36 protein-coding genes and 1 pseudogene are annotated in these 25,544 nt (G+C 55.3%); 9 read left to right on the top strand and 28 right to left on the bottom strand.

Features of this window, described 5'->3' with window-relative positions:
- Positions 1 to 53: 53 nt before the first annotated feature.
- From PSJE_RS01520 to PSJE_RS01400, 25 genes and pseudogenes are all read right to left on the bottom strand, one after another.
- Positions 54 to 614 (bottom strand): phage baseplate assembly protein V, encoded by a 561-nt coding sequence (locus tag PSJE_RS01520; protein ID WP_090455566.1) that lies wholly within the window; start codon positions 612 to 614, stop codon positions 54 to 56.
- Complete coding sequence (locus PSJE_RS01515) at positions 581 to 1,144, bottom strand: hypothetical protein (protein WP_090455567.1); 564 nt, start codon at positions 1,142 to 1,144, stop codon at positions 581 to 583. The genes PSJE_RS01520 and PSJE_RS01515 overlap by 34 nt, the downstream gene beginning before the upstream one ends.
- On the bottom strand, positions 1,137 to 1,730 hold the full coding sequence (locus PSJE_RS01510) for a phage tail protein (RefSeq protein ID WP_244908394.1): 594 nt from the start codon (positions 1,728 to 1,730) through the stop codon (positions 1,137 to 1,139). Before PSJE_RS01510 ends, PSJE_RS01515 begins: the two co-directional genes overlap by 8 nt.
- Positions 1,731 to 1,768: 38 nt before the next feature.
- Positions 1,769 to 2,083 carry a head-tail joining protein gene (locus tag PSJE_RS01505; RefSeq protein WP_090455569.1) on the bottom strand — a complete coding sequence of 105 codons (315 nt, stop codon included), beginning with the start codon at positions 2,081 to 2,083 and terminating at the stop codon, positions 1,769 to 1,771.
- A gap of 2 nt (positions 2,084 to 2,085) precedes the next feature.
- Positions 2,086 to 3,081: a major capsid protein gene (locus tag PSJE_RS01500; RefSeq protein ID WP_090455570.1), complete on the bottom strand. Its 996-nt coding sequence runs from the start codon at positions 3,079 to 3,081 to the stop codon at positions 2,086 to 2,088.
- 63 nt (positions 3,082 to 3,144) lie between these two features.
- Positions 3,145 to 3,489, bottom strand: a complete 345-nt coding sequence (locus tag PSJE_RS01495; RefSeq protein ID WP_090455571.1) for a head decoration protein — start codon at positions 3,487 to 3,489, stop codon at positions 3,145 to 3,147.
- A complete protein-coding gene (locus tag PSJE_RS01490) occupies positions 3,486 to 4,634 on the bottom strand; it encodes a head maturation protease, ClpP-related (protein ID WP_090455572.1) in 1,149 nt (382 codons plus the stop codon). The genes PSJE_RS01495 and PSJE_RS01490 overlap by 4 nt, the downstream gene beginning before the upstream one ends.
- Entirely contained in the window at positions 4,631 to 6,115 is a 1,485-nt protein-coding gene (locus tag PSJE_RS01485) for a phage portal protein (RefSeq protein ID WP_090455573.1), read from the bottom strand. The genes PSJE_RS01490 and PSJE_RS01485 overlap by 4 nt, the downstream gene beginning before the upstream one ends.
- Positions 6,115 to 6,321 carry a phage head-tail joining protein gene (locus tag PSJE_RS01480; RefSeq protein ID WP_027923826.1) on the bottom strand — a complete coding sequence of 69 codons (207 nt, stop codon included), beginning with the start codon at positions 6,319 to 6,321 and terminating at the stop codon, positions 6,115 to 6,117. Before PSJE_RS01480 ends, PSJE_RS01485 begins: the two co-directional genes overlap by 1 nt.
- Before the next feature lie 53 nt (positions 6,322 to 6,374).
- On the bottom strand, positions 6,375 to 8,384 hold the full coding sequence (locus PSJE_RS01475; RefSeq protein WP_090455574.1) for a phage terminase large subunit family protein: 2,010 nt from the start codon (positions 8,382 to 8,384) through the stop codon (positions 6,375 to 6,377).
- Between the two features lie 4 nt (positions 8,385 to 8,388).
- Positions 8,389 to 8,946, bottom strand: coding sequence for a terminase small subunit (locus PSJE_RS01470; protein WP_090455575.1), 558 nt, complete (start codon positions 8,944 to 8,946; stop codon positions 8,389 to 8,391).
- Between the two features lie 379 nt (positions 8,947 to 9,325).
- Entirely contained in the window at positions 9,326 to 9,772 is a 447-nt protein-coding gene (locus PSJE_RS01465; protein ID WP_090455576.1) for a DUF1737 domain-containing protein, read from the bottom strand.
- A 128-nt stretch (positions 9,773 to 9,900) separates the two neighbouring features.
- Entirely contained in the window at positions 9,901 to 10,368 is a 468-nt protein-coding gene (locus PSJE_RS01460; protein ID WP_328587069.1) for a phage holin, lambda family, read from the bottom strand.
- 427 nt (positions 10,369 to 10,795) lie between these two features.
- Positions 10,796 to 11,644, bottom strand: a complete 849-nt coding sequence (locus PSJE_RS30165; RefSeq protein ID WP_139212702.1) for a hypothetical protein — start codon at positions 11,642 to 11,644, stop codon at positions 10,796 to 10,798.
- Positions 11,644 to 13,326: a zinc ribbon domain-containing protein gene (locus PSJE_RS01455; RefSeq protein WP_090455579.1), complete on the bottom strand. Its 1,683-nt coding sequence runs from the start codon at positions 13,324 to 13,326 to the stop codon at positions 11,644 to 11,646. The genes PSJE_RS30165 and PSJE_RS01455 overlap by 1 nt, the downstream gene beginning before the upstream one ends.
- Positions 13,327 to 14,589 carry an N-6 DNA methylase gene (locus tag PSJE_RS01450; protein ID WP_090455580.1) on the bottom strand — a complete coding sequence of 421 codons (1,263 nt, stop codon included), beginning with the start codon at positions 14,587 to 14,589 and terminating at the stop codon, positions 13,327 to 13,329.
- A gap of 406 nt (positions 14,590 to 14,995) precedes the next feature.
- Positions 14,996 to 15,370, bottom strand: a pseudogene (locus PSJE_RS01445) (antiterminator Q family protein); the annotation flags it as partial.
- 12 nt (positions 15,371 to 15,382) lie between these two features.
- Positions 15,383 to 15,703 carry a hypothetical protein gene (locus PSJE_RS01440; RefSeq protein WP_090455581.1) on the bottom strand — a complete coding sequence of 107 codons (321 nt, stop codon included), beginning with the start codon at positions 15,701 to 15,703 and terminating at the stop codon, positions 15,383 to 15,385.
- Entirely contained in the window at positions 15,672 to 17,003 is a 1,332-nt protein-coding gene (locus tag PSJE_RS01435; protein WP_090455582.1) for a tyrosine-type recombinase/integrase, read from the bottom strand. Before PSJE_RS01435 ends, PSJE_RS01440 begins: the two co-directional genes overlap by 32 nt.
- Entirely contained in the window at positions 17,000 to 17,209 is a 210-nt protein-coding gene (locus tag PSJE_RS01430) for a hypothetical protein (RefSeq protein WP_090457887.1), read from the bottom strand. Before PSJE_RS01430 ends, PSJE_RS01435 begins: the two co-directional genes overlap by 4 nt.
- Positions 17,210 to 17,239: 30 nt before the next feature.
- Complete coding sequence (locus PSJE_RS01425; RefSeq protein WP_090455583.1) at positions 17,240 to 17,740, bottom strand: hypothetical protein; 501 nt, start codon at positions 17,738 to 17,740, stop codon at positions 17,240 to 17,242.
- Positions 17,740 to 18,522 (bottom strand): ATP-binding protein, encoded by a 783-nt coding sequence (locus PSJE_RS01420; protein ID WP_090455584.1) that lies wholly within the window; start codon positions 18,520 to 18,522, stop codon positions 17,740 to 17,742. The genes PSJE_RS01425 and PSJE_RS01420 overlap by 1 nt, the downstream gene beginning before the upstream one ends.
- The gene (locus PSJE_RS31480) at positions 18,503 to 19,354 is read right to left on the bottom strand and encodes a hypothetical protein (protein ID WP_235863945.1); all 852 of its coding nucleotides are present in this window, start codon (positions 19,352 to 19,354) and stop codon (positions 18,503 to 18,505) included. Before PSJE_RS31480 ends, PSJE_RS01420 begins: the two co-directional genes overlap by 20 nt.
- Position 19,355: 1 nt before the next feature.
- Positions 19,356 to 19,853: a YmfL family putative regulatory protein gene (locus PSJE_RS01405; protein ID WP_090455585.1), complete on the bottom strand. Its 498-nt coding sequence runs from the start codon at positions 19,851 to 19,853 to the stop codon at positions 19,356 to 19,358.
- A gap of 40 nt (positions 19,854 to 19,893) precedes the next feature.
- Positions 19,894 to 20,115, bottom strand: coding sequence for a Cro/CI family transcriptional regulator (locus tag PSJE_RS01400; RefSeq protein WP_056724266.1), 222 nt, complete (start codon positions 20,113 to 20,115; stop codon positions 19,894 to 19,896).
- A 106-nt stretch (positions 20,116 to 20,221) separates the two neighbouring features.
- On the opposite strand from PSJE_RS01400, the gene PSJE_RS01395 reads away from it, so the two are divergent.
- The 9 genes from PSJE_RS01395 to PSJE_RS31880 all read left to right on the top strand — a co-directional run bounded on the left by PSJE_RS01395 (position 20,222) and on the right by PSJE_RS31880 (position 23,863).
- Positions 20,222 to 20,944 carry a LexA family transcriptional regulator gene (locus PSJE_RS01395; protein ID WP_090455586.1) on the top strand — a complete coding sequence of 241 codons (723 nt, stop codon included), beginning with the start codon at positions 20,222 to 20,224 and terminating at the stop codon, positions 20,942 to 20,944.
- A 162-nt stretch (positions 20,945 to 21,106) separates the two neighbouring features.
- Positions 21,107 to 21,355, top strand: a complete 249-nt coding sequence (locus PSJE_RS01390) for a DUF1654 domain-containing protein (protein WP_090455587.1) — start codon at positions 21,107 to 21,109, stop codon at positions 21,353 to 21,355.
- Positions 21,356 to 21,674: 319 nt separating this feature from the next.
- Positions 21,675 to 22,124 (top strand): tellurite resistance TerB family protein, encoded by a 450-nt coding sequence (locus PSJE_RS01385; RefSeq protein ID WP_090455588.1) that lies wholly within the window; start codon positions 21,675 to 21,677, stop codon positions 22,122 to 22,124.
- Entirely contained in the window at positions 22,121 to 22,324 is a 204-nt protein-coding gene (locus tag PSJE_RS01380) for a hypothetical protein (protein ID WP_090455589.1), read from the top strand. Before PSJE_RS01385 ends, PSJE_RS01380 begins: the two co-directional genes overlap by 4 nt.
- A gap of 65 nt (positions 22,325 to 22,389) precedes the next feature.
- Positions 22,390 to 22,590, top strand: a complete 201-nt coding sequence (gene csrA, locus PSJE_RS01375) for a carbon storage regulator CsrA (protein WP_090455590.1) — start codon at positions 22,390 to 22,392, stop codon at positions 22,588 to 22,590.
- Positions 22,591 to 22,742: 152 nt separating this feature from the next.
- Positions 22,743 to 23,015, top strand: coding sequence for a hypothetical protein (locus PSJE_RS01370; protein WP_090455591.1), 273 nt, complete (start codon positions 22,743 to 22,745; stop codon positions 23,013 to 23,015).
- Entirely contained in the window at positions 23,012 to 23,473 is a 462-nt protein-coding gene (locus tag PSJE_RS01365) for a hypothetical protein (protein WP_090455592.1), read from the top strand. Before PSJE_RS01370 ends, PSJE_RS01365 begins: the two co-directional genes overlap by 4 nt.
- 81 nt (positions 23,474 to 23,554) lie before the next feature.
- On the top strand, positions 23,555 to 23,677 hold the full coding sequence (locus PSJE_RS31885; protein WP_268876102.1) for a hypothetical protein: 123 nt from the start codon (positions 23,555 to 23,557) through the stop codon (positions 23,675 to 23,677).
- A gap of 54 nt (positions 23,678 to 23,731) precedes the next feature.
- Positions 23,732 to 23,863, top strand: coding sequence for a hypothetical protein (locus PSJE_RS31880; RefSeq protein ID WP_268876103.1), 132 nt, complete (start codon positions 23,732 to 23,734; stop codon positions 23,861 to 23,863).
- 31 nt (positions 23,864 to 23,894) lie between these two features.
- Here the strand turns inward: PSJE_RS31880 and PSJE_RS01355 are convergent, their stop codons facing one another.
- The 3 genes from PSJE_RS01355 to PSJE_RS30160 form a co-directional block, all read right to left on the bottom strand.
- On the bottom strand, positions 23,895 to 24,098 hold the full coding sequence (locus PSJE_RS01355) for a hypothetical protein (RefSeq protein WP_090455593.1): 204 nt from the start codon (positions 24,096 to 24,098) through the stop codon (positions 23,895 to 23,897).
- Between the two features lie 360 nt (positions 24,099 to 24,458).
- Positions 24,459 to 24,956, bottom strand: coding sequence for a hypothetical protein (locus tag PSJE_RS01350; RefSeq protein ID WP_090455594.1), 498 nt, complete (start codon positions 24,954 to 24,956; stop codon positions 24,459 to 24,461).
- 93 nt (positions 24,957 to 25,049) lie between these two features.
- Positions 25,050 to 25,403 carry a hypothetical protein gene (locus PSJE_RS30160; protein ID WP_139212704.1) on the bottom strand — a complete coding sequence of 118 codons (354 nt, stop codon included), beginning with the start codon at positions 25,401 to 25,403 and terminating at the stop codon, positions 25,050 to 25,052.
- Between the last annotated feature and the right edge of the window lie 141 nt (positions 25,404 to 25,544).

Below are 25,544 nucleotides of genomic sequence, written 5' to 3'. Positions count from 1 at the left end.
TTTCTCCAGGCATGAAAAAGCCCGCGCGCGGCGGGCTGAAGGTGAATGTTCACTCAATGCGAGTGGTTGCTGCTGTTGCCCCCGGCATCCATGATCGTGCCGGCGCCGGAGATGTCACCGGACACACTCAATGCACCGTCGATGCTCACCTCACCCACCAGGGTGATCTGGCTGGCCGTCACCCGGACTTGATCCGGCGTCACTTCAAACAGCGAGCCACCGACCGTGATGGTCGCGCTACTGCCGTTGGGCAAATCGATGCGGTAGCTGCCGGCTTGCCAGTCGTAGACCAGCGAGCCGCCATCGTCGAAGTACCAGGCTTCGACGTGATCGCGGTTGTCCGGCGGCGTCCCGGCGTTGCCATACAGCCCCGGGATAAAGGTGCCCATGGCCGGATCACCGCTGGGGCTGAACAATGCGCCCTGCTCATTCAGGCTCGGCGCCCGCCAATGGCGAGCCTTGCCCGCCGCCAGGCTGTGCCAACGCACCCAGGCACTGACCCAGGTACCGGCCTTGACCCGCACCCGGCCGGCACTTAGATCGAGGCCGACCACCACGCAAGGCATCAGCATCGCGGCAATCATCCGGTCGTGTTCGGCGCTGGCGTATCCCATGCCAGATCCTCCGGTTGAAAGTAGTGATCTTCATTGCCGGTACCGGTGCAGCCATCGACGTTCAGGTACAGCGTGCCCGGAGGCTCGACAGGCCACAGCCACTCAACCTCGCCGAGGTAGATCTGCTGGGTCCATTCCACCGTCCACACGGTGTAGCCATCCAGTTCGGGTTTGGTCCAGTCCTGACGCGAGGCGACGAACTGCGCCTGTTCGACGTTATCCAGCCCCCAGGTCTGCGCTCGCAATAGAACCGCAATTTGCGCCGCCAACTGCGCACCCAGTTGCTGATGGTGGGCCAACTCGGGCGCGACAATGACCCGCGCTTCAAAGCGCTGGATCAACACGGTTTCACCGGTGCCGATGTCGGGCCCGGGCTCAAACTCCACCGGCTCGAGAAATACCGCCGGCAACGCTATCCGGTCCTGAATGTCCGGGCAGGTCGCCACAAACCGCACCGAGGGCAGTGCCTGGCGGATGTGGTCCTCAATGGCGGCGTACAACGCATCCAGCGAAAAGGCAGGATCAGACACGGGCGCTCCCCTTCAGGTATTTGTGCAACTCAAAGTTCATCTCTTGTTTGAACACGACCAGTAAATGCTCGTCGGCCTTGTTGGCCCAGGTGTAAAACGGACCTTCAACGTCTTCGAGCGAGACCTTGGCCTTGGCCAGTGGAAAGCGATTGTCGTTTTCCGCGATCCAGCCCGAACTTGTGCCTCCACCGGCGGACGCGCTGCTGCCGGGATAGTCATCCGGGTTGAAGTGTTTGCTGGAGGTGCGAATCCAGATATCCGCCTTGTTGCCATACACGCGTTTATAAAACGCACCCTGATAACGTCGCCCCGCCACTGAGACACCGGCCTTGCCCTGCCGGGGATTACCAATCCGGCTGGCCTCCATCGGGTTGGTGCCGAACCAGAGTTTGCCCAACTGCCCCTGGCCTTTGATGGGATAGCTGCGCAAGCGCTGGCGCACTGCCCGCACGGCAATCCGCTCCTGCTTGCTGACATCGCGCGCCATGTGAGTGGCCAGCCAGCCCAAGGTCTTGTTGATCGCCCGCCGTTGAGCTGCTGCGACCGCTTTGGGCATCACCTTGGCCAGCTGTTTAAAAGCCTGCATATCGTCTGCAGAAAACTGCAGAGAAACCGGCACGGCACTCATGCTTTTAACCTCAACGACAAGGCCACCAGACCATCACCCGCTGGCTCCAGGTGAGTCAGGGTGTACTCGCCACCACCGTCCAGAGCAGGTAAGTCGATGAGCACTGTCTGCGCTTTTTCCACGCCCGCGGCGTCGGCCACGCGAATGTGAAAACACGGCTCGCGCAGACCGGTGTTCAAGCGGCCGACTTTGGGTTGCAACCAGGGCGCCGAGAACATGCCCTGCACGCGCCGACCTTCAATGAAGCCAACATCGGCCAGGGTGTCGAACACCACGCTGTCGATCTCCGCGACCAGGTCTCGAAAGGCCATGGTCAGAGCGTCAGCAGGATCTGCGCCCGAGGACGGGTGCACAGGTGCAACGGGTTGGACTGGGCTTCACCGGCCATGCCCTTGTTGAACGGCAGTGGTTCCAGCTTGCTGTAATACGGCAGGCCCTGGGTGTTGGCCGTTTCCATGTAGTCCGCCGGGGCAAAACAGGAGATGTACAGATCCGGCACGCCTTCGGGAATCAACAGTGCTGTATCGTCATGAATAAACGACACGCCAGCGATTCGCCCGCGGTAGCGCTCCCAGACGATGCCGCCCAGCTCGAAGCTGTCCCGCGCATCACCACGCAATTCCGCGGCTTGGATCGTATTGAGGTAGGTTTCCTCAACCGATTTGTGCGTGATCAGCTTGTTCCAGAAATTCTTGCCACAGAAGGCTCGCGCGCCCGAGCTGGTGACGCTACCCAGTTCATCGTCCTGCATGTCCAGCGCTTCGGCGCACTTGACCCGGATCTTCGTCGCCGAGTCGTTCAGACCCATGGACAAGCTTTGTTGCTCCACGCCAAACGCCTGATAGATGTTCAGCAGGACCGTCGAGCCATCCGCGTCCAGCACCAGGCCGTTCAGCGCGCCCATGCGTTGAAATTCATGGGTGGCATCGAGCTGACGCTTGGCCTTGCTCAGGCGCGTGTTCACTACGCCCTGCACGGCCTGCAACTCGGTGGTCGTACCAAAGGCGCGAATGCCCTGAATTTCGTCCGCCTTGATGGTGAAACGCTGCGGCAGGTGCACGGTGTTAAACGGAATCATCTGACGCTTGCTTGCACCCACGACCAGACCCGAGGTACCACGTTCACCCGCTGGCACCAGGGCCAGGGTGTTGCCGTCCTTTTCAATCTGCACGGTCAGGGTGCTGATGCCTTCCTCGCGAAACAGACCAAGGCTGCTGATGCGGCCCGGCAAGTACTCCTGCTCATTGATCGCCGCAGTCAGCGAGGACACGGAAAAAACATCGTCGGTAAAAATGCCAATATCGGCCATGAAGGAACTCTCCAGAAAAGCAAAACCCCGCTCAAGGCGGGGTTTGGATGAAAGGGAAATGCCTTAGCGGGCAATTACAAACTGAGCCGCCAAGGCACCCTCGGCCTCAACATCGAAACCGGTCAAATGCACCTCGCTGACCTCGGCCAGCCGCACCACGGCACTGGCGCGACGCTCTTCGGTCGATTCGCCCAGTGGCCCGTAGAGGATGCAGGCCGCCACTTCGGTGCCGTCGGTGGCGGCGGGATCGTATGGGGCAAACTCATTGGTCGCCGTGACCAGCCCCAGCACCTGGCCAGCATTCAAAGCAGCACCTGCAGCCACCAGAATGGATTCACGAGAGATCTTCCCGGCCCCTTCGGAGAGCAGAAACTCGCCGGCGTGTAGCGTTTCGTACTTTACGGTCATGCTCGTGCTCCTTTTGCACTGTTGGATTGCCCCGCATGGACAGCCTGACGGGCTGCCCAGATCGAAGACGGATTTGGTTGTTTCGCCAGCACCTTCGGTGCAGGGTCATCGTTGAGGGGCACGCTATTGTCAATTTCGAAACCGTTGCCGCTGCTGACGATCTTGTCGAACAGCCGCGCGCGTACCGCGGGCTCATCCAGCCCCGCGGCCACATACTCGAGGCTGAGTTCTGGCAGTCGTGCCGCGACACACAGGTCATGCACCGCCTTGGCCCGGGTCAGCCCCGCCTGGACGATCTCTTCGCTTTGAAGCTGGGTCGAACTGAGCAATGGCGCGACCAGGTTGCTGATCCCCGCCTCCGCGCAACGTTGAGTGATCAACAACGCCAGCTTGGCCGAGTCCGTCACCGGCTTGGGTGGATCGCTTGGCGCCGGCTCCGGATCTGGCTCAGGCAACTCATCGAGCTGGGCCAGCAGTTCAGCTGGGGTGTGCTGATAACGCTGCATTACCCCGCCCTGACCCAGACACGCTTTGACCTGCACCCCATCGCCCACCTCATCGGCCAGCCCCAGAGCCACTGCCTCACTGGCTGTCAGCCAGGTTTCGGCGGCCACCAAACCCCGTAACTCCACCTCATCGATGTCCGGTGCCTTGGCTTTGTAGGCCGCGATGATCGCCTCCATGGTTTGGTCGAGGACATCCGCCACCTTGCGAAAGCTCTCGGCATCGCCAGCCGCATAGGTCCACGGGTTGTGGATCATCAACATCGCATTGGACGCAATTACCACCTTGTGGGCACCGCACACCGCGACACTGGCCGCACTTGCAGCCAATGCATCGATACGTGCCGTGCAACGCTCGCCCAGCCGTGACAACGTGTTGTGCATGGCCAACCCGTCAAACAGGTCGCCACCGATGCTGTTGAACGCCGCGATCACCGGCGACACGCCATCATCGACGGCGCGCAGATCCTGCATAAACTGACTGGCCGTAATGCCCCAGGTGCCGATCTCGCCGTACACAAAGACTTCAATCACCCGCTCGGTGGCTTCACCGCTGGCATGCACGGCGTACCAGCTTTTGTCCTGCACCGGCACCCGCTGGCCGGCCTTGTTGTAAATGCGCGGCCGCGTTTTCTTGCTCATGTCTGCTCCTTGTCGTCGAGCGCCTGGAGCAGTTCGACGAGCGTGCTGTAATTAAGACCTTTGCCCCGAGCCCGCTCGGCATCCGCGGCGTTTTCTTCGTCCACCGTTTCGGCGTCATAGCCGGTGCGCAGGACCATCTCGCTGCGCGAAGCAAAGCCGGCGTTAACTTCCATCGTGCGTGACTGAACATCCTGAACCGGATGGATGTAGGCCCAGCCTTGTGGCACCCAGCGTGTACGCAGGTACTCACGGCGTCGTTGGGCGTAGTCCGGCAACAACACGGCGCCGCTGAGCACCGCCATGTCCATCCACGCGGCCCGCACCGGGCGACACAACTGGTGCACATACACACCAAATTGCAGCTGCTCCAGTCGACGCCGGAACTCGGTGAGCACCACCCGCAGCGCTCGGTCGTTCACTTCGCGCATGTCGCCAGTGAGGATTTCGTACGGCATTCCGGCACCAGCCGCCGCTGCCATCAATTGCTGACGCATGAAATCCGGGTAGTTGTTGCCGGCATCCGGTGGCGTGGAAAACTCCACCTCCTCGCCTGGCAACAACTCCTGCATGGTCCCGGGCTCCAACGCCACCATGGGTGTGAAACCATCCGAGGCGAGGTTCAGCGGCGCACCGGTCACCGGGTCGACCGGCGTCTGGATGTCATCCGGTGATGGCTTCTTGATGAAGCCGGCGAACAGGTTGGCCACCTCCTGGCGGAACAACACCGCATCGTCGTAGTTGTCCAGGCTGCGCAGGCGCTTGAGCACCGGCGATAAACGCGGCAGACCACGCAGCTGACCCGGTTCGACCGGCTCGAAAATGTGCAGCACCTGGCTCGCCGGTACGCGCACCAGCTGGTTGTAGCCACTGTTCAACGACGAGGCATCGCCGGGATGCGAGCGATACATCCAGTACGCCACCCGGCGACTGTCCGGGCTGAACTCAATGCCGGCACGAATGACGTTGCCGTTACGGGCCATTTCGGACTTGTCGTGTGGCACAAACTCCGGCGCCAGCACCTGGAGTTGCAGCGGCACCACCAGCCCCTCTTCGAGGCTGCGCGGGCGCAAGCGGACAAAACATTCGCCGGCCGTTTCCACCGTCCGCGCGATCAACGCCTGCTGTCCGTAAAAGTCGGTGAGACCATCGGCGTCGGATTCTTCGGTCCAGTCGGCCCAGAGTTCCTGCAACAGATGCCGAAGCTCGTCATCCTGGGTTTTTGGCCGCGGCGTGATGCCGGTGCCGATCAGGTTGCTGACCCGCTTGTCGATAATGTTGAAGGCGTACGGGTCGTTGCGCACTGCCGCGCGGGAACGCGAGCGCAGGTTACGCAGCGCCGGAATGGCAATGCTGTTGAAACCGGCGTCGGGCGCATCCCAACTGGCGGAACGACGCCCTTCAGCCGCGCCTTCATAGCTAGCCTTGATGTTCGAGGGAATCAAGAATCCGCTGCGGCCCAAGGTGGGAAAGTGACGAGCCATTACAGTCCCTTGCCTCCATGGTAAAGCCGCACGATGCGCGAACGAGGTCCGGCCGCCGCGATCAACGAGCTACGAATTTCATCGCGTGCCCTGAGCAATTCGTCGATGTCGCGGTACTCGACGTTGCGATCGGCGTAACGCACGATTTTTTCGCCACGCGCAATTGCCTTCTCGACCGCATCGAGTTGCTGTTGGGTAAAGGCCATGGGGATCGCTCTAAAGTAATAAGACAACGTGGGTTACAACGGTGCGCCTTCACTCAGCGTCGTTTTTTGAGGTAGCCGCTGCTGGAGCTCCGACGCTGTGGCGGCCGTGCAATCGGCAGCGGTGCTGTTGCCGGCTTGGCAGGTGGCGGCACGGGATCAGGCGGTTGCTGCGGAGATGGCGCCGGAGCGCGGACATGTTCGACTGCAATAGCTTTTTCACCCGGAGGCGCCGTCTGCATCAGGGCGCTTCTCACCCGCTCCCAGTCGTGTTCCTTGTAGCGATTCAGGCCCAGGTAATGCGCCATCGCCAGGCTGTACACCATCAAGTCGAGGGCTTCGTTGCGCTCCGCCTTGCCCTTGACCCATTCGATTTTTTTGTAGCCTTTGATGTACCGAGTCACCTTGCGCTCGGCGACGCACTGGGCGAAGAAATCATCCGGCAGGTCGTTAGCAAAGTGCAGCGCGCCGGGACCGCCCTCCACCGGATAGCGGTTGTAAATCCAGTCCTTGGCCGTGTCGGTACCGATGAACCACAGCTCGACACCTTTGCGCTCGGTCAGGCCTTTCCAGGTGACATCCATCATCGATGGCCGCTGCGCAATCACCGGCCGACCCGACTTGCTCGCGCCCTTGACCGCGAAGATGTTGCGCCAGCGCCGCAGTCGACAGAACTGGTACACCTCGTCGGTGTGGTTGCCGCCGGAGTCGATGCCGGCTGCCCGGATTGTCAGGTCCGCGCCACACGGATGCGGATAACGCGCCTTGAGTTTGTCATCGAGCACCGACCAGGTGCGTTCGTCGGAGGGATCGCCCCAGATCACCTGATAGTCGATGATCCAGCGCTCCATGCCGGCGCCCCAACCCACCACCATGAACTCCAGCCGGTTGGCCTGGACGTCGACCGAGGCCGTGAGCATCAGCACGGCGCACGGCATCGAACCCAAACCATAGGTTTCCAGGCGGGCCCGAGCCATCAGCACATCGGCTTTGGTTTGCTCTTGGGCGCTGTCCCAAACCTTGGCCAGACGGGTGTTATAGAACACCTGCATCGGCTCCAAATCGCCGCGGGACATGGCTGTTTTGGCCTTCTCGAACTGCTTGGCCAGAGCGGCCCAACCGGTCCAGCCGGGCGGCGAGTACAACGCATTGAGGTTGAAGCCGACGGTTTCACCATCGCCCTGGGCATGGGCGCGCCACTCGCCCTTGGCCAACATCTCACCCTTGTGATGTTCTTCGATCAGCACGTCACAGTCAGGCCCGGCGCACTCGTAGTGCGCCCGCTGGCAATCCGTCGAGTAATGCAGGCGTTCCCATTCCAGGACTTGCATGTGCCCACAGGTCGGGCATGGCACGTAGTAATAACGCTGGTCGCTGGTCTCGAACAGATCGGCAATGCGCGAGGCGCCCCGGATCGTCGGCGAACTGGAAAAGTAGAACTTGGCGTTACGGCCAAATGTGCTGCCCCGGGTTTCCGCCAGCTCAATCGGGTCGCCCTCCTCGCCCACGTCCACCACCCAGCGATCGACTTCATCGCCGTAAATATACCGGGCTGACAACTCTGACAGGTTCGCTGCAGAACCCGCGGTGGTGACATACAGCGAACCACCTTCGAACTCTTTGGTGTCCATGGTGTTGCGCGCATCGCGCGAACGGTTCGCCGCCACTCGTTCGCGCAGCACCGGGGTGGCCTTGATGGTCTTGCCGATGCGCGACGAGACTCGTTTGGCCAACCCCAGGCTGGGCAACAGCGTGAGAATGTTCGACGGCGCCATGTGGATCAGGCCGGCAATCCAGTTCAAGGCAATCTGGGTTTTCATCAACTGCGAGGCGACCATGGTCACCACGCGCTTGCAGGGGTGCGCCGGTGATAGGCAGCGCATCGGCTCGCGGGCATACGGTGTTCGTGCCGTACGGTACTGGCCGGGTTCGGCGGCGCCGGCATCGCGTGGGATACGCATGTACTCGTCGGCCCACTGATCGATCCAGAGATCTGGGTCCGGTTGTAGCCCACGGAAATGCGCCTCACGGTACACCGCTGCACCATTCGGGATCTCTGAGGGCATAGATTTAACTCGGGGTGACGGCGTGCTCTAGATCTGCCTTTGACACTCGTTCGGCGTCTTCCAGCGCTTGTCGAATGGCCGCAGTCAAAAGCCTCTCGATTTGCCAGGGGTCGGTCATCCCTGCCATTTCCGGGGCCAGGCGCGGAGGCAATCCCAGCAACTGATCACGCACTAGGCGGCCGGCGTTATAGGCTGCATTTTCCACTGCCTTTCGCTCAACGAGTGTGCCCTGCTGGGTATGAAAGTTGGCCTGCTCTTGCAAGGCCAAATAGTGTTCCCGCATAGCGCGGGCCTTCTGAAAATCCGGCGCCAGTCCCAGCTGATCAGCCTCGATTTCTTCGCACGCACTGGGAGCGTCGCGCTGAAGTCGCTGCTGCTCGTGTCGAGCAGCGACGCCGGCTTTACTCGGATCGCTGGTCATCGCCAGGAGCTGATCGCTAGCATCCACGTCAATCAACCCGGCGCCGTTCACAACCAGCCTTTCATTTTGGACCAATTTACTGATGTGCTGCCTCGACCAGCCCTTCAGTTCGCCGTATTCCTTGCGAGTTAAAAAAGCCATATACCCTCACCTGTTTATTTCCGGGTAACGCGTAAGCTTGTCAACTTACTTGACAGGCTTCCCAAGCGTTTATCCGGGAGTTTCATTGTGAACACCTGAATAGAGCAGATAGGCGTTACGACCAGTCGTAACGGGGCTGTGCGGAGAAATGATGGGGGGATAAGTACAATCTTTGACGGCTCGAAATCAGGGATTTGCTGTCAACCTGTCAACCTGTGTCAACTAACTTTCAGACCCTGCCGCTAGCGCTTTTGCGCGAGTCTTATGCCCCGTGTTCCTTGGAAGTTGCCAGGGTCCCCGGCGGGTTTGGAAACCCTGATCCTGCGCTGGCTGAAGGTCGCGTTTAAAACGGAGGCAGTCGAGATTGTGGATGTGATGCTCATGCCGGTAGCGCTGCAATCTGACGGGCAATCTCGTCATGAATCAGTTTGGCTGACCAGGTATGCGCGACGAGGTCGGTACCAGCTTCCAGCAGCGCGGCATCACCCTCGGCTGGAATGACTGGTTGGTCGGTCAGGTCGTTGTAGCTACCCGAGAAGTCCGAAGTTCCACTGCCGATAGCAACACGAGCAGCGGCGGCGTCGACACTGACCAGCACCGCTTTACCGACATCCGACGCGTCCGTGATGTTGTCCGAGGTGATGTCGGTAGGCGCACCGCCGACATTGCTCGATCCCTTCACCACTGCTTGAAGTACTTGAAAGCCTTCAGTGATGGAAACAGGACTACCGTAAGGCTGCCAACCATCGGCGATGGCCTGTGCCAGCTTGGCCGTCAGTTCCTCGGGAGTGTTGGCGACGACAGTTTCGTATTGGGTGTAGGCCATTCTCTAAACCTCACGATTGAATGATTGAGCGGCGAGCGGCTGGCATGCAGGTGGCTCACCACAATGAATGTATCCCGTGGTGGCATAAACCAGCAGGAGCACAAGAGGCAGCAACCAAGGACGGCGCTTCACGGCGCTGAATCCGATTTGGGAAACTTGCTTTCAGCAATTCGATCAGCCCAGTGAGCGACTTTCTTCACCCCGAGGAAACCGACCCAAATGCCAACCGGTTGGGCCAGCGACGGCGACAATCCCATCAGTTCAAAGCCCCAGATAATGCTCAGGGAGAGCAAGACGCACATGGGGCCTTCTATCAGTGCATCCTTCCAGGTACCGCCGGTGTAGAACACGCGAAGTACCGTCATGCACAACGACAGAAATGCCGCCCAAATGGTCTGCGAATGCTGACTCAACCACATGAAAACAATGACCCAAGTATCTGGTTTTTCCGGCATGGGCATCATCTCGGCGCGTTCCCAACAAGGGAGTTGAGGTAACAAAAAAGGTGGCATTCTCCGCTGATGGGAATCCCAAAAACAAAGAAGCCCCGCACAATGGCGAGGCTTCGGAGCAGCAAATAAAAAAGCCCGACGCATGGCCGAGCTCCTTGGTGGTGTCGCGCTGTACAGCTGAACACGTTGCTATAAAAGCAGAGCTATTCCATATGGACAACTATTTTTACAGGTATTCGGAAAATACTTAATGTCGGTCTGTGCCTTGCTTAAGCCGATGTGCAGTGACGGTGATGAAAACCCGGAAATGAGTTACCGGCACGCCAGCAGCAGCAGCGGCACTAAATTTAGTTACGTGGCTAGCGGCAATCGTGATTATGACGGCGTTAACCGCAGATGCTTTCCCCCCTTCAAGCGATAATCAGTGCGCTAGGCGTCGCAGAGAGTCCATCTACGGTTAGCACCTGAGTCAAAGGGCACTAAACTTTTTGCGTGGAAGCACTTGGAGAGTGATTTGAAATTACAGAAAACTGACAAATGCCAAATAAAGGCATTTGTCAGTTTGCGAGCACTAACGTTGCTGACCAGCTAGATAATTTCTTCGCTGTAATTGAAATTCACTATACAGAGACTTGGAGTCAGTTGTTGACCCCGCTGAACTCACACTATCTGCAAATATACGATAGTAAGCCAAAAAAATCTTTTTATCTCTTGTGTATGTGCCTTGCCAAGTATGATCAGGAAGCCGAGATATTACCTCATTAAACAAGAAATTATTTATAGTTTTTACAAGGTTTGTCGAAATGGATATCGCTGTCTGCAGGGAAAGATAGTCCAACAGTAACGGTTTTTCTAATAATTCTCTGTGATCCTGGATTCCTAATGCCAACGCATTGGACGCCCCTAACCTACCAAACCGATGTACAGCACAGTGTCGAAGATGGCAAATCTTAACGTAATCGTCAATTGAGGCTTCAACGTACGAAGGTGTGTGGCCTTTAATTCCTAAGCAATCCTTTATAGTCCCGGTAATGCTGTCCTTACTGATGAACGAGACTCTTTCCAAAATGGCTTCTGGCATCATGTCTTTATGCAAATGAACAGCGGCCCCAAACGAGATATCTCGTTTGTAAGAAGCGTTTTGCGACAGTTCATCTATCGAAATAATTTTCCTAAGCAAGGTCCTAAGATAGCTTTCGACTGCAGCGATTACACCTAAAAGAACAAGCTGCCCCTGCAACGGATCAAAATTAACCGGATCCGGAGAAAGTCTATTGATCGAATGCAAACGTTCAAGAAATTGATCAACGGGCGAAGTAGTTGGCTCTAGATGGTTGTGATCAAATAAAAGGTGCGTGCTCAGACTCGGTGGAGTCGGCACCACGCAAGTAATTAATTGTGTTTTGAAAGGAGTAGCCATTATGAGAGAAACTCCTCAACTGTGAGCTCAACTTTTTTTATTATATTTTCGGCGCGCCGAGGCCCAACGTAGTTTGCCTTTTGAAGCTCGCCTGAGGCGTTCTGTGAAATAACAACATCGGAAATATTGCGGATATTTGTATCTTGGTGGATTCTCGTGATAAGCGTTTTGCTTATGCCGGGCACCTCTCCAAGAGGTAGCTTCATACATTCCTCAAAAAGCGATGAACCTACGAGTTCTTCGCCACAATTATGACAAAATTGCTGAGAATCGTTGAAACGTTGTGTGCCACATCTCTGGCAAGGTGGTAAATCAAGCTTTAAGTCCGCCAGCTCGCGAGACGTCAGCAAAGATTTAAATTCCCTTCTCAATGGGTGCTTTGCTGCAGCAGCTTGCATTACATCGGCTAAACCGCGAAATGTATTGCGCCTCCCTTCTTTAAATGCACCACCCTGATAAAGGAATGCAAGATGCGGTATGTAACGATCATACTTTCTATTTTGCCCATGCGAAACGGACTGCAACGGAAACAGCATTCCGACCTCTATCAGAAATTTGATCATTCGATCTGCTAGAGGGGTACGATCATCGCTTTGTAGCAATCCAATAACTATATTGCGCTTAGAAAGGTCTTTATTCTGAAACTCAGACACCTCTAATACCGCATTTGAGAAAAAAGCTCGCCCGGTTTCGATGACCGATGAGAACTGCTTAAGTTTCAGAGCAAGTGAATCGTACTCCGCCCCAATTAATTCAACTTGCTGATCAATAATCTTATTGACCTTCGATTGTGAAGTTCCAGTCTTCTCTGAAAAATACTCTCGAAGCAATCTTAAAAAGACGCGAGGTATCCCGAACGCGGTATATTTGAACAGCTCCAAGATATCCGGCGAAATATTCCTTTGCTGTTCAGACGTTAGCCGTCTATTAGCTATATCACCCATAATAGTAGAATATGCAGTATCCTCTACAGAAAGCCAGAGAGGCACTTCTTCGACTTCATGTGAAGCGTGAAATGTTGGGCCGTATTGAGTGGTACCTGGATAGACAGAAGCCTTTGGTGCAATACCTTCGACTTTTAATACTCTAAAAATCTCAAAAAAAGCTATCAAATATTGATCAGACAAACTTAATGCCGCATCATCCAACAGCAAAACGGCACGAGCCCTATTGAATCTGGCAGTAAGTGATCGAATTGCTCTGATTACGTGATCAACGGTAATAAATTGACCATAGCTTTCATAAAGCTGGACCCCTGACCCGCGCTCCAACAGTGAAACTAGTTCGCGCAGCTTTTCTTCATCATATATTGCGTCTTGATCCTTAAGAAAATCCCCATTACTACTCAAGTCATTAATATAATCAAAAGCACTAATTAAGATCTTGGCAAGAACCCACGAATGAAACCTTTTTAGCGCATCCGGAGTCTTTTTCAACAAAGGTTCTAGGTGGAGATATCTATTAAAACTAGAGTAAAGGACGAGCGGGGAGGATTTGTTTAGTAGAGCCTGTGAATATGTAAAACGCATAAGATGCGTTTTACCCGTACCTCTTGGGCCTATTAAAAATTTCGCCCCGGTGGCCAAGAGCTTTTGTCTTGCTTTTTTTAGGATTTCACCATCAGCCAGCGAGGTACTAATTTCTTCTGGCGATAGCTGATCGGCTCTTTCTTCAAATTCCATTTAAACATCCCTGCATGTATTAAGAAGCACTGGAAAATTTAGGAGTTCTTTTTTTGCTAATTGCTTTGCTGCGACCCCATACGAATGTGCTGATATCCAAGCCCTGCCTTCCGAGCTTGCTAGCTGCGTTAACACCGCTTCGCGCACTTCTGCCGGGCATCTGACTACATACACACAATCACTCACCGCAAAAGCACCAGCCATTACACCAACAATTTTACTTTCGAGATTTCTACCTACTCTCGAAATTAATATATCTCCTGGCTGTGCCTTAACTAAATTCGAGCATTCATTAGGATGTACAGGCTCAAAGGCTGAAAAATCCAACCACTCCCCCACACTGATCTTTTTTATATCTGTAATGTGCAAAACTGGAAAGACCGAGACCTTAACTTGCGCACTAGATAACCCACCACGTTTTACTTCAACACCAAGGTCACCTAACGTAACATGCTTCCCACGCACTTCAGAAGCGGTAGCAAGTCGATGGGAATGGTATGAATAGTCGAGTCGCTCCGCAGCAGAGAGGACATCGACAAGGATCGGCTCACTAAGAGTTTTGTCATTCATCAGGCAATAAATACGAATATTTTCCTGATGCTTTTTTAGTTTTTGCATTATAACGATGCTAGCCAAGGCATCCGTATTATGAAAAGAACCACGAGGCAGCTGTATTACTTTTGTTACCACATACTCACTAAGCAGCGTAGCCCTGAACTTTTTATACTTGTGTGCAGTTATCAAGCTATCTGGAAGTATAATGCCGAGCGTAGCGTTGTTGCTAAGAAGCCTAAGGTTCTGTGCCAAAAAAAGGAGACCAGCATCCACATCCGCAGGAAATGGAATACAGTCAATGAAACCTGCATCCTCCAAAATCAAATTAAACTCATTGCGCCACTTTGGTGTAATGAATGGCGGATTGCAAATTGCAATATCTATTGGCGCGCTATCGCAGTTCAATAATGATGATAGGCTTTCAGACAGAGCGTCGGTGACAAAATGTTGGTGAGAAGGCTCGTTTGACATCCGCCTTATAGACAAGTGAGGCAGGTCAACTTTCGGATCGATATCGACAGTTAATACTTCCACGTCAGGCCAACGTGTTTTGGCCGCGCCACTCAGAGATCCAGACCCTGCTCCCAAATCGAGCAGCCGTACTGGTGAAACAATTTCAATCTGTTCTACCAAAAAAGAGCTTATTTCGTTCTTGGTATAATATCGACCTAAAATATCGGAACCAGAATTGGTTGTGAGCGTCGGCACTTTTAAGTCTCATTCATTACAAAAAGCTAGCGCGCGATTCTACAGGCATCCCAATACTTATGGAAGGAAGGTATCTGCTCAGCCTGGGGTAACATAAAAAATATTTTCCCGTGACGGTCAACGCTTCTGCCTTTCGACTGGTGCCGGCGTCTAGCTCGGGCTCCGATTGGCGGCCCCCAAACCGCCCGAGATAGAATCATTCGAGAGCCTGCCTTGGGTCGCACATGGCCAGTCGTCATTACGGTGTGGCCGCCCCCCTCCCGCAAAGAGATGGTTAATACAGATGCGATGCCTAGTCAGGTGTTATGCAATTGGGCGGTCACGTCCGCGCAATTTCCAGCTGTGACTTTGACAATCCACAGAGTGGGCTGTCGGAATAATTTCCCGGATATCCTGCCCAGCCCCCATCCTTGATGCCTTCTAGAACGCAATCAATCCAAGCCACCCCAGCCTTCATCAGCTCCCGAGCTTTACCTTCGCTCACATGGTGATACCGACCGACCCGAACAGCCGACCATTTCGCCCCGAAGTAAAGCCAGACAATATCCCCCATCTGCTGATCACGTTTACATAGGCGAGCCAACGCGGCATCCACGACGCAGGCAAGCTCGTCGGTGATGCAGTACGACTTGGCAGGCGACGGCATTGCATCGCGCATCAGTGCCAACATTGGCGAGGCATAGCTGGGGATTCCCCTTCCATCCATACGCCACCATCCCCATTGCTCTAGAAGGTATTCCGTATCGCCTAACGGGTGCAGCGCTGGTTTTCGAATCATCATGTGTTGTACCCCTCAGTCCCCGGTGAAGTTCGATCCGCCGGCACCGCGACGGTTGCTCTGTTGGTAATACTTGGCTGGCCCAGATGTAGACGGGCCTCGCTGCAGCACTTCAATTTCGCGCTGAGCCTGCTGCAATCTGAGACTGAGCTGAGTCACCAATTCGTCAGTAGGAAGCACCAACTGACTCCGCGCCATTACCCAACCTGAACCGTTGCATTCACTGCAAATCAGCTCATAGAACACACCCTGCACCACGGCTTTTCCCTTGCAGGTCGAGCAGTGCTCCAGTTCGATTTGCACCTTACGAAAGCCATGAGCCTGGGCTTTTTTCATGTTTTGAATCCTCGCCTATGGTTGATTCTTGAATAGCGGTGCAGCCCTTGTCCTGTGCGGTTTCCAGCGCATTACCGGAATCTCCGAATCTAACGCCGGTCAACATATGAATCTGGTCAAAACCCTTCGTATCTAGATGCGCGTGCCACTGCTCCAGGGCATCGCGTTTGCGCCCCATCACATCCGACTGGATGTACACCTTCACGTTGTGACCCATCGCGTGGTTGATCAGCAGCTCACCTATCAGGTGGTCAATGCCGAGGTCGGCCCAGCCGGTACGCGCCAACTTGCGCAGATCGTGACTGGTCCACTCGCCCTGCCCTAGCCGCACGAACACAGCGCTCGCCTGCCCTTCACTGAGTGCCTTGCCGTTACGAGACGGGAACAGGAACTGGCCGTCATACCCTTTGGCCCGTTGGATCTCGCGGTAGCTGATGAGCACCTTGCGCAACTGATCGGTCAGCGGCAGGCGGTGCTCGACGCCGGTCTTGGTGTGCTCGGCCGGAATGAACCACTCGCGCTCGGCCAGACTGATATACGACCAGCGTGCCTGCCGGGTTTCGCCGATACGCGTACCGTGGCAGAGCATCAGCAGAGCCAACAAACCATCCGAAGGATTGTTCGCCATGGCGCCGAGCAAACGCGTCATCAGGTCTTGCAGTTGAGTGCCACGTAACCGGGAAGGCTTGATGCCGACCTTGGCCTTGGAGAAGTCGTTGAACTTGATACTCGCCATCGGGTTGGCCGAAATCAGGCCCAACTTGAACGCCTGACGGAAAGCCAGGGCTAGCAGCTGGAACACCGAACGCACGTAGTCGATGGAAATGCTTTCCTGCAGAGGCCACATGAGCTGGCTGTCGAGGGTCGCCTTGTCGAGGGCGGTCAATGGCAATCCGTCGAGGCGCGGCATCAGGTGGCACTTGATCATCGAAGCGCCGGTCTTCTTTCGCTTACTTGACAGGTTGCGATCACGCGCCATCCGCTCGGCAAACCACCCGATCAGCTCTCCGGTAGTGACCCATTTGGACAGGGTCGAGCCTTCTTCGGCGGCAACTCGCAGGCGAACAGTCGGCAGTGCGGCAACCACCTGCTTCGTGCTCAAATCCGGAAAACCACCAATGCGATGCCAGGCGCGTTTGTTGAGCAGATACCAGGACCCGCAAGCGCGGTTTTTCGCGAAACGAAAGTGCAACGCCGGGTGACTGGCATCACGCAGATCACGGACATGCAGCTTCTTGGCGTTGCGTTCGATCTCAGCATCCGACAGTTTGACCGTCAGGGTTTTTACCAAGGCCGTCATGCTCGGGCACCGGTAGGATTTTCAAGGTCAACAACCTGGAACGTGGTCGGCCACATCCAAGCGCCGTAGCGCTCGGCCATTGCCTGATCCACGAACAGCGCCAATGCGTGATCAGGGGGGCTGCCCAGGTCAATCTTGTACGAGCAGCAGAACACGGCAAACCGATAGTTAGCGGGGTCCGGAACTGCCAGGCGGCGATCAGACAACAGAAAGTTGATCCCAAAACACTTGTGCACTTAGAAGCCCTTCAGCAGAGATTGCAATTGCTTGAACTTATCGAGCGCCTCGGCGTTGGCTTCGCGCTCCGTTTCAACGGAAAGAGCCACCTCCTCGATGCGGGTCGCCAGTTTTTTCATGCGTTGGGCAACTTCCTCGGAAAACCTGATCACCTCACCGGACAGCACCGCTAATGTATCCAAAGCACTGATCTTGGGGTTCTTGATGGCAACGACGGCCGAGGTGGTTTCTTGCGACATGCTCTGCTCTCTCGGGGGCTTAATGGTGATGGCGGTACGCTGGTAGTGACCGTTAACGGGTTCGCGAATAAGACCTGCCTCCTTCAACTCACCCAGGCCGCGACGGACGGCCGAGAACTGGGCGCCCGTGGCTTCGGCAGCGACCAACGAATTAAAAATATCGTGGGCGCTCCAGCGCTCCTGAATTGGCACAACCCGGAACACTTTGCGGGCGAGCGACGTTTGCCCGGCGAGCACGTTTTGTTGCTTGGCGGCGTTCATCAGAAGCCCTCCTTACCGCGTTGAGATTCCCACTCGAATGCCACGCCAATGCAGCCGTTTTCGCGGATGCGGTCGACACAGCGCGCACCAATGGCGTCGTTCAATTCGGCGGGAGACAGGTTGCTGACGATGATCGTCGGACGGCATTGTTCGTAGCGACCGTTGATGATGCTGAACAGAGTGGCCAGTTCGAACTCGCTCTGCTTGGTAGCGCCGACTTCATCGAGCACCAACAGGTCCGCGCCGATCACCTCACGCAAGATGTGCGCCTCGGACTCGCCTGAGCGCTCATTGAACGTCGCCCGGATCTCACCGATGAGCGTGCCCACCGTGCGGTAGATCGCCTTGACCATGCATTCGTTGATCAGATGATTGGCCGAGGCAATGGCCAGGTGGGTCTTGCCGGTACCGACCTTCCCCAGCAGCAACATGCAGCGACCTTCCCGGCGATGCTTCGAAAAATTGTCGACGTAGTCGGTACATGCATCCAAAGCAATCTGCTGGGCCGGATTCGACACGACGAAATCGGCAAATGTCTTTTCCGCGAAACGCTTCGGTATCCGGGCGCTTGATTGCTGAACTATCCGAAACTGAGAGCGCTTGCGCGCAAGCTCTTGCATGTCGCGTTTATTGCTCGCGCAGATGGGACAGCCAGACAGGTTGCCGCCCTTGAGGATGACCGCCTCGTATTCGCCATGATCCAAGCAGCTCGCTGGCTGACGGCCGATGACGCCGAATTTGCGGTCCATGTGAGCGCCGAAGTTAGAGACGGAAGGTGCCATTGGCGTTCTCCTTAGTACCGGCCTTGTAATCGCGAGTTTCAAAGCCGGAATGGCGACTGGTCGGAAGTGGTGCGGGGATAACTGCCTTGTCGGGGAAGATCCCCGTCCATCCGTTGCTGATCGAAAGAGTCAGCACCGAATCGGGGGTTGAATGGTTCGCCAAGGCCTTGGCCTGTTGTTCGCAGCTCTTGGCGGTAAGGGGTTTGTGGATTTCCTTGCGGTGCTGGCACCAATCGCCCCAAACCTCGACGCTGACGTTTTCCGGTTTGGCGGTCAGCGGGTCGAATTTTGACGATTTGCATGGCGCGCCAGCGCCCTGCTTCTCCTGATTACTGGTTACCTGATTGGTACCCTGATTACTGGTACCCTGATTTGTCGGAAATTTTTCCGACCCTCCTCGGATTTTTTTCCGACCCTGTTCGGATATTTTTCCGACCTTGCTCGGAGATTTTTCCGAGGTAGATCGGAGATTTTTCCGACCCTCAAACACCTCAGAGGTCGGATATTTTTCCGACCCATCCAACTTGCGATTCCACTCTTTGGCCTTTTCGGTTAAACGAAACAAACTGATGTTGGAAGTGTGGGATAGCTCGATCAGCCCGGCGGTCTCGAGCCCTTTGAGAAGTCGGTACGCTGTATCTGGTTTGTCGGTGAGCAAGGGCAATTCCTCCACGATCTTTGCCTTGCTCAAGGCAAAGAAAATCCCGTTATCGGTCTTGATTGGCCTTGCCCAGCTAGGGCACTCATAGACAAAGGAAAACAGCAGCGCCTGCTGGGAGTTCAACCCCCACTCCAGTGCCTTCACCTGGTTGATCGTGATCGTGAACTGCATATCAACCCTTCCCGCTTGGCGGTCGCGCTGGGCGTTTCGATTTGTGCAACTCAATCAGTGCGGTCACCTCCTCGTGCCGGGCAGCCAAGTGCTTCGCGTGCAAGGCCAGAATCTCTGCGGCTTCCGCTGCCGTGATTTCGCCGTCCTCCAGCGCTAGGGCAAGAAACTGGTCAACCCGACCGCGCTTCACAGAAGTACGTAACGAACGCAGGTGCATGTCGACATTGTCCAGATCGCCAACCTCGGGCAGGCGAACAAACACACCGCCGTACATCGCGCAGATGTAATCCGGCAGGAATGTGGTTCTGGTTTCAGTTTCAAGTGTGCAGACCTCATCATCAGTGAGAGGCTTGACGCCTGCCGACTCGTAAATTCGGTTCTTAAAGCGTTTGAGATTCTCTTCGCCCAAAAAGTCAGAGGCGTATGCAAGTCCACCAGGGAATGCATTAGCAGCGGTAATGACGGCTTTGCGACGGGTGTCTAGCACTGGCGATTTCATCGTCTAGTTTTCTCTCGGCGCCGTTGCGCTCAAAGTTTGCTCATGAAATGGGCAGCATCCGGCGACGCGACCTTTTTGCGCTTTGAACCGGGAATGGTCTGAGCTCTTCAGCTGTAAAAGAGCCATCTGCGTGCTCAGTAACAAAAATGTCACGGCCAACCTGCAGAGCTTTGTTGAGCGACCCTTGGGACATCCCAAGCAGATTTGCTGCGTTGGTTTGGCCGCGTGCACGAGCAAACTCATCCAGACTTTTTCGGCTCATCTCGCCGATCTCCTCTATTAAACCTCCAGTAAGTATCTCCGGCGGAATTTAATTAATCAAGCCCGGCGGCATTTGATTAAATATCGCCGCTAGGAATAATCGTGGAATGAAAAAACGCGAACTCGAAGACTGGGAAAAAGAAGAGTGCTTGGCACTCAAAGCGGCTGTGGACGCCTTCAACACAGGCAAGTCGCGGCGTGACGCCCTGACTCAGGGAAAGATCGCAGATGCCCTGGGCATAAATCAGGGCTCCGTCAGTTCGTACCTGAACGGCTACAACGCACTGAATGCGAAAGTCGCTAGCGCAATTGCCGGATTGATTTCCAAGCCCGTGGAGTCATTCAGCCCTCGACTGGCTGATGAGATTGCGAAAATGGCGCAGTCCAGCTTCGAATCCAATGTCGAGGCTGGCCCCCCCATCTATTCCTCACCTCGCAGAATCAATATCGAAGGCACCGCACAACTCGGCAGTGAGGGATATTGGACAAGCCTTGACCAGGCAGCTGGCTGGGTTGAGACCTACTCCAGAGATGAGGACGCCTACGCACTTAGGCTCAAGGGGGACTCAATGGCACCAGCGATCCGTAGCGGTTGGGTCGCTGTCTGCGAACCCAATCACCGCCTAGTGCCGGGTGAGTATGTGATGGTCACCACCGTTGATGGACAAAGCATGGTTAAAGAACTTCTCTTCGAGACCGAAGAAGAGGTCAGCCTCATGTCGATCAACACGGCTTACGGCGAGCGGCTGACAGTAGCTCGGGTTGATATCGAGAAAATCCATTACGTAGGGGCAATTCTTGCTCCCAGCAAAGTGCTGGGCAGAATCTAAATTTGATCCCTTCGATTTGTCTCTAATTCCCCTGGACACCTCCCTCCTGAAGCCCGCAAATTGCGGGCTTTTCTCTGTTAAATAATTGTTTTTAATCGTTAATCTTTAGCGCTTAGGGTTCAAGCCATTCACTGTGTATCCATACATAAAAGGAGCAGTGCTATGGCAAAACCAAAAAACAAACCAATACCGCCAGATTCGTTTGAGCTTCTTGGACTCCGCATCCAAAAGATCATCAGCGCCCCCGCTGCCCAAAAACGAAAAACGGCAGTCATTTGCAAGGAAGCAGATGAATGCCTTGAGGACTGGAAACGGCTCCTTGAAGAGATAGCAGAAACCGAGCACGTACTAGTGCGTCGAGAAGATGACTGCGCCGCGCGTATCTCTTGGGACCTCCCCGCAAATATCTAGCCCAAAGCAAGCCCGTCCAGCACGGGCTTTTTTCATAGACCGAATTTATATTTCCGGCGGCATTGACTTTAAATATCCCCGGCGGCAATATTTGTCCGTCGCAGTGAATCGCAGCGGCAATACGGGGTCACCCGCCGCTCTTTAACAACCCAATCGATTCAAAGCTGTCAGCCGCAAAAAGACTGACGCACCCGGCGTGGGCGACTGCCACCTAAGTGCGCCGTATCTGAGTCCCGCTGACAGCCCAATTAGATTTCACTTCATAGCCTTGGCAGCAGGGCTATGTGGGAAATCCCCTCCCCTGCAATGAGGAAACACCATGTTCGGAATGAAAAAACTCTTCGGCAAACAAGTCGGCAATGCCCAGGCCGAAATGAAGAAGGTCGTCAACCGCGACTTGATGCAGGCCATTGTCGGTGGCGGCCTATTGGTCGCTGCGGCTGATGGTGAGATTGAAGCCAGCGAGGTTTCCAAGCTGGATGAGTTGATTCGCTCCAACCCGAATTTGACGCACTTCGGCAGCGAGATAACCGAAACCATCAATCGTTTTACAGGCCAGTTGAACGCCAACTTTCAAGTAGGTCGATTGGCGATCAAGCGGGAACTGGCCGACATCAAAAACGTTCCAGCCGACGCGGAGGAAGCCTTCGTCAACGTTCTTGCTGTTGCCCAGGCTGATGGTCAGATCGAGCCAGCAGAGTTGGTGGTGCTGAAGGAAATAGGCATGCACTTCGGTCTGCGCCTGGCTGACTACGGCATCGAGGCGTGAAGTACGCGACAAAGGTTCTGCTGATCCTGCTGGCACTGATCGTCGGCTGCATGTTGCTGAGCAACGTAGCCTCTCGGGCCACTTGCTCCTACTACGGCTTCCAGACTGACCGAGAGACGCGCTACGCCGCCTTTGTAGGCTGCATGGTTCTGGTCGACGGGGCGTGGTTCCCGCGCAATGAAATCCGCATAGTGCAGTGATGTTTCACTGATGCCGCCTCTTACAAGGCGGCATTGGGAAACCCACTCACGCAAGGAAATGGACAATGCTGATTTTGACTCGCAAAGCAGGCGAAAGCATCAACATAGGCAACAACATCACGATCACAGTGCTGGGTGTTAGCGGCAAACAGGTACGTATCGGAACCAGCGCACCAAAGGATGTCCAGGTGCATCGAGAGGAAATCACGCAGCGCATACAGGCGAGCTTATCTAAACCTCTGAAGGCAACACCTGTAGTTTCTTAGGCTGGTCTCGTGAGGCAAACGATGGGCCCGGTTTCGATCGGGCTTTTTTACGCCTGCATTTCATCAATCAGTACTCCGACCATCTATCCCACGGCGACCAGCAGTCGGTCGAGTGCTGACGAATACACGCAACCTACTCCAAAGGATCCGCCATGCATCCATCATTTGAAGAGCGCTTCGATGAAGTCGGTGAGCTGCTGCAACGAACAAAGGCCGCCCACTCCGGGCTCTACAGTCGTATTGATCGACGAGCTCCAGCCAAACCGGTGCGCTACCAAGTCACCGGCGGAAGCTTCGGCATGTACCAGATTAAAGACCGCACCACCGGCAAAACTCGCGCCTTCCGTGACGACTACAAGGCTGCTCACGAACTCGCCATGCAGTTTGAAGCGAAGACCAATCGCCAGATTGCGGTGACGCTATGAAAAAGCGAAAGCCCAACAACATGCGTACCCGGATAGAGCGAGCGAGCCGGGCACTGCTCAATGCCAATCACGTCGCGGTGGTCCACATCGACCCCAGCGGACGCCAAGGGATGATCAACAGGAAGAGCTGCAAGAGCATCCCGCCAGGACAACGCATGGCCGAAGCAGTCTGCGACTTCCCCCACCGTTGGACGATCTATCTCAGCGTCCAGTGCCGCGATCAACGAGGGCACCGCTACACTAAATCAGTAGAGGTTGCTCCCCAAGGCAACTATCTGGCCGCGCACCTCGAAGGCGTGATCGAGGAAACCTACAAGGACTTGGTCGCCGAGAGCAATCCGAATCACCGGGTCGCTTCGGGCTGGATCGCCATCCCCGCCGAAATATCGCTGACTGAAGAGCAAGCCGCCCGGGTGTTCGACGCCGTGGATGTCTGGAATCAGCAGAGGGCAGCATGAGACGCATCAATAACCAAGTGCGCCAGCGCCGACGACAGACATGGCTGGATCTACCGGCCCACGGAATTGAAGAGGCAGGCCATGGCCAAAGACAATGCGCAGATTCAGCGGGACAAGCGCGCCAAGGAGAAAGCTTTACTGGACAGGATCGGCGCCGAGAAGCGGTCGCTGATTGTGTCGAAGGCGCTGGCTGATGCACTTTAGGTGCTGGGAGAGCGCCACGACTTCGAGGAATGGCAGGAGACGGTGTCGACGCTCATGATCAACCTCGCCGCCGCGACTGCTGAAGAGACCGCCCGCTTTGCGAGCAAGTCACGACCTGAAATCGTCGTTAAGGAAAAGTGCTCGCGACAGCTTGGAGAGTTTGCCAAGACCGGTGTGGAAATCTGAAGGTCTAGTTATTGCGCTGGCGCAGTGTCCACTACTTTACTTGATCATATGCATCAATCATCACTTGAATGGCGTTCAACTCATGCGGATGTTCAGCCCAGCGGTATGAAGCGTTTCCAAGCAAGCCGGCTGTCGCGTTGTCAATCAGGCTTTTTACATCAAGCCCACTGGCGATGGCCGCTCCAATAATTGCTACAAGCGCTTGCTCAAGTGCAATTTCGCGATCACTGACCATTTCATCTCCTAGAACCGACTCCAAGCCGACCTGAAAGATTAATAACTCACCCACAACAAAAGTACCACTACAACCCGTCGCATCCAGTCACGGAGGGCGGCGCCTGACTGGAGATAACTGTGCCCCCTCAATTCGAAAGCCCCAACGGGCTATGGCGGCGACTTGGCTACGCCGTTGAGCGAGGCCCGCGCAGCGAACGCACGATTCGCCGGCCAGACTGTTCAACGGTAATCATCGATACCGAGCATGGTCACCAAACTGGCGAGTGGCGGCGGTCAGGCAAGAGCTTGCGCGGCTGCCTCACGGACGGAGCGAGTGCCAAGCCGCTCAGCTCGATATCTTCGTTTGACCTACCCTGGCCTATTGCCCTGGGCGCTCAGAAGCAGGATCGGTATTACCTGGCCGGTGAGCGAACACCGAAGCCACATCCTTCCACCAGTTATTTTCGTCAGTTTTATCCGGCTCAACAAACCTACCAAGAACCTCAAGATTTGCCTCGAGTCGATTCCCTGCCTTGCTATCCCCGCCAATGGCGAGCATCCCAGTTGAGGCAAGAATGTACGAATTTTCAGCCGATGCTCTAGCTATAGCTCGCAATTGGTCCCGCAGGCTTTCTACTTCAGATCTAGCGTCACGAACTGCTTGAACGTCTCTCTTTATTGATGCCTTCCAGAGCGTGATCTCGGTAATGCTATCGCCCAAGATCATTACTGCAGAAACCAGCAACCAGACAACGGCAACCGCGCTGAATGCCTCTATCTCGATTGCCTTCGCAAAAAGCGCGATCGGAAGCGCGACAACCGCCACAGCAAGAAGCGCAAACCCGCAACGACCGGCAAGACCTAGCTCTTTCTGCATTGCATCACCTTATTCCGGCTCCATGCCGGGCCGAACACCAATACCCCACTTCAACGAATCACGCCAGCCGGCGAAGCGCCTAGCCCTTTAGTGTTATTTGTGGAGGATCGAAGAAATCGCAGAGATCACGATATCCACATGCTCTTTCTTCGATAGCCCGATTCTCGGCCATTTGTAATTAGTATTGATGCTTACGGCTTGGCCGGTTTCAAGACGCAGCCTTTCAATAAGTGAAGCCATTGAGTCTTCTGACTGCCCCGCTTTAGCGGCAAGATTTTTAACCTTGAACGCAATCTCTGCCAAATTTCCTGAAGCAAGGTTGCGAGAGTAAAGGGTGACTAATCCTGTCGATCCTGACCTGAATCGAACTCCATTTCCACTTACTAGTGGCCGGGCCACTCCGAACAATTCTGAGAGCTGTGCCTGTGCATCGCTGAATACCCCCATTTACGAATCTCCCTTTCAAGAAATCACATCGAATATAACAGCGAGGACCCTCTATGTCCGCACAACAGAAGTTATCCCAGTTCATCTATGGACAACCAAGTATAGGCCTGCCGTTTGAAAAAGAATTGGTAGTGGACCTGT

It is taken from the genome of Pseudomonas jessenii, from assembly GCF_002236115.1.
Taxonomy (GTDB): Bacteria; Pseudomonadota; Gammaproteobacteria; order Pseudomonadales; family Pseudomonadaceae; genus Aquipseudomonas; species Aquipseudomonas jessenii.
This window is presented reverse-complemented; position numbering and strand designations above follow the sequence as displayed.